Genomic DNA, 12914 nt, shown 5'->3' with positions numbered 1-12914 from the left:
ATGCAGACTCGAACAAAATGCGGCTGGGTCGCGGCAGGCTGGATGGTGTGGTTGGGCGTCGCGTGTGGGAGCCTGCCCGGGCAGGATGTCGCCTACGTTCCCAAGGCCGGGCAAACGTTTGATTACGGCATTGAATTCCGCATCATGGAACGAACCGAAGGCGAACGGAATCCAATCCAAGTCCGACAGCGATGTCGGTTGCGTTTTGTCGTCTCCGAGTCGGACTCGAATGAATGGTCGGGAACCTACCGGACGATTCCATTCCGAGGAAACAAATTGATGAGCAGCAAGGAAGCTTTGGCGACCTATCACCGACGCACTCGGGAATCGTACGAGGCTGGGCCATCGAATCACTTTGGCCCGGCGCCGCCTGATCCCGGGATGGCTCGCCTTCAGCAAGTGGCGAGTCAGAGAGCCGCGGCGGTTCAAAAGGAACAGCAACGCCGAATTCTCTACGAGTTGGAACGTTATCCAGGACTGTTTCAATTTTGTGAGGGAGAAATCACTTGCACTCGGTCGGGAGCGATGCGAGGCAGAGGTAGCGTCGGCACCCTGCCCTTCGCCGCGGGTCCCGTTGCGGGATTGGTGTTTCTGCAACTGCCAAAGGACGGGAAGACACAGTCGGGCTTCAGCACGCGAAGCGTCGGCAAGTTGAATTTGGTTTCCTCGTCCAGTGATCAGGTGGCCAAGTCAGACCTGTCCGTTCTCTCGTTGCTGACGCCTCGCGAGTCATCGCAGGATGGGCATCTGGCGTTTGATCGTGAAGTCGAGATATCGGGTGGTGTGACGGCGGGAAACAAGCTGACGCTTTCGGGGTCGGGCATGTGGGAGTTCTCAACCGAAATGGGCATGCCGTACGCCGGGAGCGTGGACTACCAGATCGAAGGTGCAAGCTATGTTGGCAAAGCAGATCAATTCGACTTGCGAATCGGCTTTCACTATCTCGACCCCGTTCGAGCGATGCTGTTCGACAATGACCTGTTGCCAACGATGGATGCTTTTGACGCCAGCAATCTGCCGCGATTGACCATGAAGCAGCAATCGGAGATGACGAAGCATTGGGAGCCTCGGCCAAAGAGAAGCAGCTACCGCCCGAATTTGGCTGTGGGGGTTCAGTTGGTGCAGATCGCTTCCAACAGCGCTCCGCCGCCAGCGAATTCAAAGTTGCAGCGTCTGCTCGAAGAACGACTCCGTGACGAATCCGATTGGAAGGAGGACATTCATTTCGAGTCCATTTTGAGTCGCTGGGATTCGATTCGGAAAGCAGCGACCAAATTCCCGCGGGAGTGGTCGGACCCAAGCGGCTCGTTCACGATCCAAGCGATGTTGCAATCGGTCGATCAGGCATCGGTTTCGCTGTTGCGGTTGGACACTCGACAAGTGATTTCGGTGCCGCTGGAGAAACTCAGTGACGAGGACGTTGAGTTCGCTCGCACCTTTGGTGTGCGGGATCAGGGATCTTGATCGCGGTGTCACCTGGTTTGTCTTCTCGCACGCCCTGCCATTGTTCACGGTTTGTCTTTGATTCCCAAACCGTGCTGCAGCACCATTTTTCGGGAATAGGCCAGGATTTCAACACCGATCTCGGTGACGATGACGCGGCCTTTGGCGAGCCAAGAACTGGCGAAGGCCCACACCGCGATCCATTCGGCCCAGAACAAAAAGTTGTACCCGTTCAGCCAGTCCTTCCAGTCTTGTGGGAGCAGCACCATGTAACCGCCCATGGCAAACGTGATGAACAGAATCACCAAGCCGCTGGTTCGAAAAGCGAACGATCGTTCGAACAAATGGGACTCCGCTTCTCGCTGGGAATCACGGGGAAAGTGGTACAGGGAATAGAACGCCAGGGTGACAAAGAAAACACCGCCACTGATGGTGTGAACGTAGCCCACCAGTGATTTCTGAATCAACGGATCACTGCCGTAGTCCAGAGGAAAAAGTGCGATGCCAATGGCGGCAGCCGAACCGATGTTGGCGGTCCAGTTTTCAATTCGGTCGTACCCGCGATAGCAGAAAAGGAAAATGCCGATCGCGCAGAGCGTCCCCACGAACACGTCTCGTAGCGGCGTGTGATAGTAGCTGCTCATGTTCTCTTGGATATCGATGCCCAACAGCATCCCTCCAGGACCAAGCAGCAATGGCAGCAGCAAACCGCTCCATCCAATCGCCCGGCGGATGTCCAGGTACGACAGGACCAAGTGATCCATCATGGTGCCGGATGAGTCGCCCGGGTGGGACGTTGAGTTGGGAAGGCTCATTGGTCTGATGTCGCCATTTGGGCGGTCGTTGAGGGGACATGGAGTCATCGGCGGTTGTCCCAATCTCTTGGCAACCGCGATTTGTTTCCAGGGGACGATTGTGAGCATGCATTCGGTGAATGGGAGGATCGGAAACCAAACCGTCATCAATTTTGCTTACAATGTTGAACCACGATGCATCCGGCTCACCAGTCAAACGTTGGCGGATGCCTCGCCGAGTCGGCTTGAAGGCTGATTCTGGTTTCCCACCCAACCCGCCCGCCTCTTTGATCGATTGATCCTGGACGCTTCGAAATCGAAGCATCCAAGACCGCCCACCGATCGTCACTGCCCCCCGTTTTCGTTTCGCATGCTCGTTTGCGGTGTGATTTGGAAAGTGTTGTGTGATGAAAGGATGGGAGATTCGATCCAACCAAGGATTTCGCCATGAATAAGCGTTCTCAGCATCCTGATGTGCAGTCTTCTTTGCCCGCGCAACCAAACCTTCGGAGGCGTGATCGTCGTTTGTTTTTGAAGGCGGGGGCGGCCCTGGGGGCGACCGTCGCGGCTCGTCCTGTGCTCGCCGAAACATCGGCCAAGAAGTCGCCCAACGAAGTCATCCGAGTTGGGATCATGGGGGTCAACAATCGCGGTGCCGCGTTGGCCAAAGGATTCATCAAAGACCCCGGATCTGATGTGGTCGCGATTTGCGACGTGGATTCGAGGGCTTCCGAGAAGGTCGCGGCTTCCGTTGCAGACAGCCAAGGCCATCGCCCCAAAACCTTTGTTGACGTTCGAAAGATGCTCGATGAAAGCAACATCGATGCCTTGGTGGTGGCCGCGCCCAACCACTGGCACGCGCCCGCGACGATTTTAGGATGTGCGGCGGGGAAGCATGTCTATGTTGAAAAACCATGCAGCCAGACTGCGGAAGAAGGCGTGTTGGCGGTGCAGGCGGCACGGAAGCATGACCGAGTGGTTCAGATGGGATCACAACGTCGCAGTTGGCCGGCCGTCATGCAGGCCATTGATCTCGTCCATTCGGGAGGCATCGGCAAGGTTTCCTATTCACGCAGTTGGTACAACAACCGACGTCCATCGATCGGGCATGGCAAGACGGCCGCTGCACCGGATTGGTTGAACTGGGATCTGTGGCAAGGGCCCGCTCCGCGACGCGAATACGTGGACAATCTGATTCACTACAACTGGCACTGGCGTTGGCACTGGGGCAACGGTGAACTGGGGAACAATGGCATCCATGTCTTGGATTTGGCTCGTTGGGGATTGGATGTCACCACACCCAGTCGAGTGCGGGCGGGCGGAGGCAAGTACCGTCATGACGACGATCAAGAAACACCCGACACGATGATGGTGACGTACGATTTTCCCGAAGGAAAAACGGCCACCTGGGAAGGGCTCAGTTGGTCGCCCTTGGGGCCTCATGACGCAGCGGTGGGAGTCAGTTTTCACGGCAGCGAAGGTTCCATCATCGTCCGGGGCAACGGTTTCACTCGGTTCGATGACCACAATAAAGAAATCGAAACCGTTAACGGTGAAGGTGGCGACACCAGCCACCTTGCTGATTTCTTGGACGCCATCCGCACCGGGCGACGCCCCAATGCGGACATTCAGGAAGCCCATCGGAGCACGTTGCTTTGTCACCTTGGCAACATGGCCTACCGCAGTTCGTCGGAGTTGGAAATTGACCCGGCCAGCGGCAAACCGCTCGGCAACCCCGAGGCATTGGCGTTGTGGGGACGAGAGTATGAACCCGGCTGGGAGCCAAAGATCTGAGTCGCTGCGATTGGCTCGGCTTCGTCAATTCAACTGGTTTTTCTTCTTTGTTTTCTGAGTGGTTCTATGCGTGCTGGTGTGGTTGGTTTTGCAATGTTTCTTTGCTTGAGTGCTTTGTCTTCTACCTCGGTGGTGTCGGCGGAGGAACCGGTTCGAATTGGCATCATTGGTTTGGACACGTCCCATTCGCCAGCGTTTGCGAAAGAGTTCAACGCCGAGCGCTCGGGCGATGATCCGTTGGCTGGTTTTCGCGTCGTTGCCGCCTATCCCTACGGAAGCAAAACGATCGAGTCCAGCAGCAGCCGAATCCCCGGCTACACCGAGCAGCTGAAGTCGATGGGAATTGAGATTGTTGATTCAATCAGCGATCTGTTGTCCAAGGTGGACTGCGTGTTGCTCGAAACCAACGACGGGACGCTGCATCACGAACAAGCGTTGCAGGTCTTCGCGGCCGGGAAGCCGGTGTTCATCGACAAACCCGTTGGGGCGAACCTGGCCGAAACGATTGCCATTTACGAAGCGGCGAAGCACTACAAGGTGCCGATGTTCTCGAGCTCTTCGCTGCGGTACAGCCACGGCGCCCAAGCCATCCGTGGTGGTTCGGTGGGCAAGGTGCTGGGGTGCAGCGCACACAGCCCGTGCAAGATCGAGCCGTCACACGTGGACTTGTATTGGTATGGGATCCATGGCGTCGAAACCCTTTACACCTGCATGGGCGTGGGGTGCGAGACGGTTTCCCACACTTCGACGGAGGACTTTGAATTTGCAGTCGGCCGTTGGAATGACGGACGAATCGGAACGTTTCGAGGGATCCGAGCCGGCAGCTCCGGCTACGGCGGAATGGTCTACGGAGAAAAGGCCATTCAGGAAATTGGAAAGTACGACGGTTACCGCCCCTTGCTCGTCGAGATCGCAAAATTCTTCCGCACCGGCGAATCACCGATCGAACCCGCGGAAACGATCGAGCTGTACGCCTTCATGCAAGCCGCTTTCGAAAGCAAACGCCAAGGTGGCATTCCGGTCGCGATTGAGACCGTGATGCAAGCGGCCCAAGTCAAAGCCGGCGAGCTGAACCAGTCGCTCTCTGAGTGAAGCGGATGGACGCCTCCTAAGCCTGGCATCGCTGGGATCGATCACTGGCGTCTGGAATGAGAGTAGAACATTTGTCCCCAAATGTTTGCGTGGTCGGTCGCTGTCGTCGAGCCGTGTGACGCGAACGGTTGGAGATGGGCTTGGTTGCCATGAGGCTTGGCGTTTGAGAGTTGCCCGAAGGAACAGTTGAGGACAACGGTTCGACTCTGACGTCGCTCACCCACCTGTCGCCAAACGAAGTGCCGTGCAGTTCTTACGTGCTGTTCCAGTAACGTCTTAAGAACCCCCCCCGACGAAGGAGTTCGCGCGGTTAGATTTCACCCTCCCTTTGGGAGGGTCGGCCCACTTCGGGCCGGGGAGGGGCACGCGCTGGATCCAATGCTGAGCCCTCCCCTCGCCTCGCTCGACCCTCCCAGAGGGAGGGTGATGATAAACGCTTGGCAACACAGCACTTAAGAGCTGCACCGCCTCCAGTGTTCCGAGGAGGTCCAGTGACTCGCTCTGCCCTCGCGAATTCGCAGGCGGCACTCGCCACAACGGCAAGTCGTGGTGCCCGGAAACCCGTGACAAAAAAAATTATGCCGTTTGGGTGGTGATCAGGCTCCTCATGCAGGGATTTGTTTGAAAGTGTTTCTTGTCCCGGGGGCCCCTTTGTGGGTGGCTTACCTCAGGAGGGGGTTGCCCCCTTCTTTTAGGTGTTTTTGGCAAATCAATCGACACCAAGGTTTGATAGTGGTGTTCAACTGAATATAAACTATGTGAAAAATTCGCATATGCAAACGGCGAGAATTGTTTCGCTCGGTTGATAATATTTCCAAACAGCACTATTGAATCCAAGGAATGTTTACATGTTAAGTAAAAGCCCTTCTCGCCGCGGCTTCACGCTGGTCGAGTTGCTCGTCGTGATCGCCATCATCGGCGTTCTGGTCGGGTTGTTGTTGCCTGCCGTTCAGGCCGCTCGCGAAGCCGCACGACGGATGAGTTGCAGCAACAATTTCAAGCAACTCGGTCTGGCGATGCACAATTACCACAGCGCCTACAACGGGGTTCCGATCCATGGTGTTGGAACCGACGCCGGGGATGGCACCCACAACTGGTGGACCAGCTACACGACCCACAACTACTGGCGCTTGAACGCGTTGGTGGGGATGACCCCTTTCATGGAGCAGCAAGCTTTGTGGGAGCAGATCACCAACCCCAATTCGGAGCGAACCGACGGCAACACCGGAGCAGCCATTGGCGTTGTGACCAATCCTTGGCCTCCGATGGGACCTGCCCCTGACAATGTCCAGTACAAGCCCTGGGCGACGGAACTGCCGACCCTGCGTTGTCCGAGCGATCCGGGCGAAGGCCTGCCTAGCCTTGGTCGAACGAACTATGGAATGTCGATGGGCGACTCGTTTTGGTGGACGATGAATGGAAAGCTGCGTCCAGCCAACCCAGGTGAAGCCAGCACCTACGCCCAAAATTCGCGTGCTGCGAGCCGTGGCTTCTTCGAGATGCATTCGCAAACCAAGTTTCGCGATGTTCTGGACGGTCTGTCCAATACGATCGCAATGGCTGAGATCGCGACGGACTTGGGGGACGGCGACAATCGGACCCGTGGGAAAGTGCATACCGGCGGTCAGGGTGCTCAAGCGTTGATGCGTGACAATCCCAAGCTTTGCATCGAAGACACGTCGCCGATGGTTGATCCGACCCGTCCACAGTTTTGGGTCAACAGCGGGTTGGAAAGCGTTCTCAAGGGCCGTGGTTACCGTTGGGCAGATTCCCAGAACGCTCAATCGAACGTTCATACCATTTTGCCGCCCAACGCACCGCTGTGTGTTGCTCATGATTCCAACGGCAATTCGATCATGACCGCCTCCAGTCGTCACCAAGGTGGCGTTCACGTCTTGATGGGCGACGGTGCCGTGAAGTTCATCACTTCGTCCATTGAATCTGGGAACCAGAACAACCCTGTGGTTCACTTGGGCGGAAACGCTGCGAACTTCAACCAACCGGGTTCGAAAAGCCCCTATGGGTTGTGGGGTTCGTTGGGATCACGTGCTTCCCGCGAAGTGATCGACGGCGAATTCTAGAACCGTTCGAGGTCGTCAAGCTCAGTTTTCCGACGCCACGCTGAAGTATCAGCGTGGCGTTTTTCGTATCGAAAAGGGAAGGTTGCGTTCCCCCTGCTGGGGTTGTTTCGGAAATTCTTGCTTGGCTGCTGATTTTTGTCAAAAATAGTGACATTTTTATCCGGGAGGATTCTCGCACTACACGCAAAGGACGGCCGTTAAGGCGGGAGTGTTTTCCCTTGTAGTTCTTTAGCGATTGGAAGTGCGTCTTTTGAGCGTTGGAATTCCGCTGCATTCGGAATGTCTGTGTGGAGGACTTTGGCTCACAGGTCCTCATTCGCATTTCTATTCAGAGGAACCGAAACATGAAATTGAAGAGAAGCAGTCGGCGTGGTTTCACGTTGGTCGAGTTATTGGTCGTCATCGCAATCATTGGCGTTTTGGTCGGGTTGTTGTTGCCGGCGGTGCAGGCGGCACGTGAGGCGGCTCGTCGAATGAGCTGCAGCAACAACTTCAAGCAGCTTGGTCTGGCGATGCACAACTACCACAGCGCCTACAACGGCGCTCCAATGCAGGGTGTCGGGACCGACGCCGGCAACGGGGGACACAATTGGTGGTCCAGTTACACGACCCACAATTATTGGCGTTTGAACGCGTTGGTTGGGATGACTCCATTCATGGAGCAGCAGGCGATCTGGGAACAGATCACCAATCCCAACGCGGAGCGAACCGACGGCAATACGGGGGCGGGGATTGGGACTCCAACCAACCCTTGGCCGTCCATGGGGCCAACACCCCAGAACATCCAGTACAAGCCTTGGGCGACTGAGTTGCCGACGCTGCGTTGTCCCAGCGATCCAGGCAAAGGCTTGCCCAGTCTTGGACGAACCAACTACGCAATGTCGATGGGAGATTCGTTTTGGTGGACGATGCACGGTGACCTCCGGCCGGCCAACTCGGGGGCGGCGAGCAATTACGCCCAGCATTCTCGCGCTGCCAACCGTGGTTTCTTTGTGAAGCACAAACAGGTGAAATTCCGTGATGTGCTCGATGGTTTGTCCAACACCATCGCGATGGGCGAGATTGCGACGGATTTGGGGGATTTGGACAACCGAACGCGGGCGAAGAAACATCCCAGTGGGCAGTCGGCTCAAGCCAATATTCGCGATAACCCAAGTCTGTGCATCGAAGAGCCCACCATGGTGGATCCGCAGCGGCCGCAGTTTTGGACGGCGGGGTCGCTGGAGGGCGTTAGCAAGGGGCGTGGTTACCGTTGGGCGGATTGCCAAAACGCTCAGTCACAGGTCCACACGATTCTTCCACCCAACAGTCCCGCCTGCATTCCGCACGATTCCAACGGACCGTCGATCATGACGATGTCGAGCCGTCACCAAGGTGGAGTGCACGTGTTGATGGGGGATGGTGCGGTCAAGTTCATCACCTCGTCCATCGAATCAGGGAACCAAAACAACCCGGTCGTTTGGCGAAGTGGAAACGATGCCAACATGAACCAACCGGGTGCCAAAAGCCCTTATGGCTTGTGGGGGGCGCTCGGCTCACGAGGTGCACGCGAAGTCATCGATCAGGAATTCTGATCGTCTTTGACCGCCGCAGCCTGACAAGAACAAGCTGCGGTGACTTCCTCTGAAACCAAAAAACGCCACGTTGATTTCAACGTGGCGTTTTCTTTTGGGACAACTCGGTTGTGAGCGGGTTACTGAGTGGCTTCCATGCCTTCATTCGCAGACTTTTCTTCTTCAGCGATCATGCGTTCGTACTCGGCAATGGCGTCGAGGTCCGTGGAATCCACGACCGAGGCTGGTTCGTCGGAGCCACAACCGGGCAATGCACAGGCGCCGAAGGCGACCAAAGAGGCAAAGCAAACGCCTTGAAAAACTTGTTTCATCGATTTGTACCGAAAGGTTGAATGGGGAGATCAATCGATGACCAACTTAGCAGAGTCAATTGAAATTGAGAATTGTCCTCACCCGCTCGGAGGTAGTGCCGTTTTCTGGTGCTGGGTTTTGGGCCGTTTCTGCAGCAGCCACCCATCACAACCCGAAGCGTGAGCGAGGGACGCCCCCAACTCCCACGACGGCCCCATCCGGGGCGATACCCAGACGCCCGCCACCATTTATTTTTCGAACGCCCCAAGGGAGGGTGATGATAAACGCTTGGCAACACGGTACTTCAAAACTGCACGACCTCTGCGCGGGCGGGGTTCGCAAGACGCCAAGCAGGTCGGCAGGAGTCTTTCGGCATTTGGACTGTTTTAGAAAACGCCACTGTTGCCACGTCCAACCGGGGCGAACGCCCAAACGGCTCACATGGTTGTGCCTGATCAGTCCTACCGACCTGCTTGAATTGCGTTCAGGAGGGTGGATTCACCCTTGCGAGCACGGCATTTCCAAACGGCACGACCTTTTCGCAGGGCGGATTGCTGGGACAGGAATGAAACGCAATCGCGTGAAACTAAGACGGAGGTGGATCATGGCTTGATCCGTCTTGTCCTGGCCCGCAAAGTTTCGCTATTCCGGATTTCCCTCAAGATCGTTTCCGTTCGTTGTCGATCCGTGGAGGGGGAGATGTTGCGCCTGGAGAGTCCTGTACGTGGAGGATGTTTCCGTCGACCACTCACGTTCCAAAACGAGAGAAGTACGCATGACAACCGCGTCCAAAAACACTGATCCAAGACGTCCTTCCAATCCGTCACGCGCGGAGTTCGAAGAAATCGCGCCGACCCTGCTGCGATTGCCCGATTTGCATCCGCCAACGGATTCAGGTGAGGGCTGTGCCGAGGAGGATTCGTCGTCCGTCAAGCAAGACGCACCCGCTTCACCGGTGATGCAAGACTTGCTGGATGCGGCGACACAAACCGCGCCCGACGCGGTCAATCATTCCAGCGTCACAAGGCTTCCCGATTTGACGCCGGTTGCTGCGGCTGTGACTTGTCCTGTTCCTCCGCCACCTGCTGCGGTGGAAGAACCGGTGGTGATCGCGAAAGCAGTGGAATCGTTTGCTGCGACTCAACCAAGCTCGCCGCCACGCAACACGTCTGTGGACGCAAGCAAAGCCTCGGTGCCCGCCGAAACCGACCGGGACGGATCCTGGAAAGCCACCTCGGAATCGCTGAGCAATCGGGCCCTGGCTCTGGTTGGTTCTCGGAACACGCTGCTGGCGTTGCTGGCACTGATTGCATGCTGGGCGGTGTTCGCTCCGCGAAGGCATCCCAACGCTCAGCAAAACTCGGAAGTATTGAGCGCAAAGGAACCGGCTGTCGACGAAACCGCATCCAAGTTGGAAGCGAAGTCCAGTTTCGGTTCGGTGGCATCCAGTAAAAAAACACCTCGACCCAAACAATCTCGGTCCATCTCCGATTCAGCAACGAAAGTCGCTGGCGCGGAAGCCAACACTTTGGCCCCGAAACCGACGCCCTTCAAGGCTGACTCCTACAAGACAGGGGCCTCGGTTGCGGGGGCTTCGAAATTGGGGGGCTCGAGCAGAGAGGGCGCGAACAGTGGGGGCCTGGAAGGCCCAGCGGGCGACATGCCAGGGTTGAACGCACCGACTCATTCGATGAGTAAAACAAAATTAGGGCAGCCGACACGTGCGGGCGAATTCGGATCGGCTCCAAGCGGAACCAGTCTGGTGGAATCGCAGTTGGCATCCTCCGCGACCCAACATGGCGTTGGTGGAGTGCCTCCTTTTGATTCCGCTCCCTTTCACAGCGAACCGGCTGCTGAATCATTCGCCCCCGTGGTCCGTGAACCTCAAGTCGCCATGGCTCCTTCGAACCCTGGTTTGACTTCGCCAGTTTCAGAAGCGAATTCGGAGTTGGGGCTGCCTGACGACGATCGCTCTCTTCCCGGGAACAGTGAGGGTCCAGTGGACGCTGTGTCGCCCGCCATTCCAGCCCCGTTGCAAACCGGCACGCCAGGATTGATCACCAATTGGATCGACTACCTGCCGCCTATGCCATCGGAATTGGGGGAGCAAGCCTCGGCGGATGGTGCACGACCTGCTTCGCCGGAAGTGTTCCCGACCACCCAATCGCCATTGTCTCCGGATTTTCAGTTTGCTTTGCCAGGAGATGGGCCGGAGGTTTCCGTTGGAAACCAAGTTCCCTCCTCCGGCGACCAGCCCGAAGCCAGAGTCGCCACCCCGTCTTTCTTTCCCGAATCCAATCTGCGCCGCTGAGTGACAGGGAAACGTGATGAATCAACCCAATAACTTCATTCAATCGCACGCCCGGAATCGTCGTTACGTTTCCAAGACGGTGGCCCAAATGCAGGCGGTCGATTCGATCGATTCCGCCGTGGTTCCACCGCGGACGAATGACACCGCCACCCAAGAATCATTGACTGGTTTGGAGCGATCCGAACGAGTCACACGGCGACTGGACGAGGCGGTGTTGCGACTGGATCGTGCCGCCTCGATGCGTCGCCAACGAGAAACGGTCGACGAAACCACGGCCGTGGTGGAGGAACCTGTGATCCCCGCACCGAAAACGCATTTGCTGAAAGATTCCCCGTCGGCAATCAAACGACCCTCGGATCGATTGAAGCCGATGCGGGGTGATCGTCGCGACGACGCGACCGGAATGCAGTTGGATGCATCTGTGACGGAGTCCACCTCCATCTGGATGGAAACGGCGGACCAATCGACTCGTTTACGCATCGACCGTCCTGTCGATGTGGATGACACCGCTCGACGAATTGGCGAGCCGCTGATCGTTTCGGGCGTCGCCAAGATACCTGCGTCACCGGCTGTCGAAACCAACACCATCGAAATGGATGCTTCGCCGGCGCCAGCTTTCGACTCAGCGCCACCCCGTGCACCGGTTTGTGATTGGGAATCGCATTCGGTTCCGGATGTGGCGGCTCGGGTCACGTTGCAGGTGAGTGAAGCGGAACGTTATCTCGCCGAGTCAATGCAGCAGCAAACCGCGGACATCGCTGAACCAACTCCCGTTGCTGAGCCTCGGCCAGTTGCTGAACCAGCACCCGTTGCGGAAGCCCAGCCGGTTGTGGTTCCCACGGAGGAACCCAAGGAAGTTGCCAAGCGAGCGTTTGTGGCCGCGTGGCAAGTGACGGAACTTGAAATCCCGGACACGGTGTCGGAATTGTTCCTCTGTGGATCGCTGGCCGATCAATTGGGACAACACATCGTGGACGCTCAAGTCGACGGGCTAGGTTCCATCGCTGTGACCAGTGTGCTGCCCGGCGAAGGTCGTTCGACGGTTGCGATGGGCATCGCGCTCAGTGTGGCTTACACCGGAATGAAGGTTGCTTTGGTCGACGCTGACATCGATGGCCCCACGCTGAGCGATGACTTTGCCCTCGAACTGGACCTGGATTGGATCGATGCGATTCGCGATGGCATCCCCGTGGAAGAAGTCGCGGTGGCATCGGAGTCCGACGCGTTGACTTTGATTCCCTTGTTGCCTGGTGCCGACGAACTGTCCCCGGCATCGAGCGAGTTGGAACAGGTGGTCGAACGACTGAAGCAATCCTTTGATCTGGTGATCATTGATTGCGGCACCGCTGCCTTGTCGACCGCCAGCCTTTGTGACTCGGCATTGATCGTGCGTGACATGAGCCGCACCAACGAATCCGACGTGGAGGCACTCGTCAGCGAGCTTCGCCGGAATGGATTGACCGGCGTGGGAATTGTCGAAAACTTCTGCCAGGACACAGAGTGATTTGGGAGCAGTCGGGAAAAAGGTGTCAGG

9 protein-coding genes are annotated in these 12914 nt (G+C 57.0%); 7 read left to right on the top strand and 2 right to left on the bottom strand.

All coding sequences use genetic code 11. From position 1 onward, the window contains the following. Positions 1-1464, top strand: coding sequence for an SHD1 domain-containing protein (locus UH5x_RS10775; protein ID WP_482635660.1), 1464 nt, complete (start codon positions 1-3; stop codon positions 1462-1464). Between the two features lie 44 nt (positions 1465-1508). On the opposite strand, the gene UH5x_RS10770 is transcribed toward UH5x_RS10775, so the two are convergent. Beyond that, on the bottom strand, positions 1509-2258 hold the full coding sequence (locus UH5x_RS10770; protein ID WP_047815606.1) for a hypothetical protein: 750 nt from the start codon (positions 2256-2258) through the stop codon (positions 1509-1511). 426 nt (positions 2259-2684) lie between these two features. Between UH5x_RS10770 and UH5x_RS10765 the strand changes: the two genes are divergently transcribed. The 4 genes from UH5x_RS10765 (at position 2685) to UH5x_RS10750 (ending at position 8778) form a co-directional block, all read left to right on the top strand. Continuing rightward, entirely contained in the window at positions 2685-4031 is a 1347-nt protein-coding gene (locus UH5x_RS10765; protein WP_482635659.1) for a Gfo/Idh/MocA family protein, read from the top strand. A 66-nt stretch (positions 4032-4097) separates the two neighbouring features. Continuing rightward, complete coding sequence (locus UH5x_RS10760; RefSeq protein WP_482635658.1) at positions 4098-5123, top strand: Gfo/Idh/MocA family protein; 1026 nt, start codon at positions 4098-4100, stop codon at positions 5121-5123. An 848-nt stretch (positions 5124-5971) separates the two neighbouring features. Next, the gene (locus UH5x_RS10755; protein WP_482635657.1) at positions 5972-7204 is read left to right on the top strand and encodes a DUF1559 family PulG-like putative transporter; all 1233 of its coding nucleotides are present in this window, start codon (positions 5972-5974) and stop codon (positions 7202-7204) included. A 344-nt stretch (positions 7205-7548) separates the two neighbouring features. Next, entirely contained in the window at positions 7549-8778 is a 1230-nt protein-coding gene (locus UH5x_RS10750; protein WP_482635656.1) for a DUF1559 family PulG-like putative transporter, read from the top strand. Positions 8779-8897: 119 nt separating this feature from the next. Here UH5x_RS10750 and UH5x_RS10745 read toward each other — a convergent pair whose 3' ends face one another. Further along, the gene (locus UH5x_RS10745; RefSeq protein ID WP_047815490.1) at positions 8898-9089 is read right to left on the bottom strand and encodes a hypothetical protein; all 192 of its coding nucleotides are present in this window, start codon (positions 9087-9089) and stop codon (positions 8898-8900) included. Between the two features lie 755 nt (positions 9090-9844). Here UH5x_RS10745 and UH5x_RS10740 point away from each other — a divergent pair. Both UH5x_RS10740 and UH5x_RS10735 read left to right on the top strand, forming a co-directional pair. Further along, positions 9845-11380: a hypothetical protein gene (locus UH5x_RS10740; protein WP_482635655.1), complete on the top strand. Its 1536-nt coding sequence runs from the start codon at positions 9845-9847 to the stop codon at positions 11378-11380. Positions 11381-11396: 16 nt separating this feature from the next. Continuing rightward, positions 11397-12884 carry a tyrosine-protein kinase family protein gene (locus UH5x_RS10735; RefSeq protein WP_482635654.1) on the top strand — a complete coding sequence of 496 codons (1488 nt, stop codon included), beginning with the start codon at positions 11397-11399 and terminating at the stop codon, positions 12882-12884. The last annotated feature ends 30 nt before the right edge of the window (positions 12885-12914 follow it).

It is taken from the genome of Rhodopirellula sp. UH5, assembly GCF_056839225.1.
The sequence above is the reverse complement of the archived record's forward strand: the minus strand, read 5'-3'. Positions and strand labels throughout refer to the sequence as shown.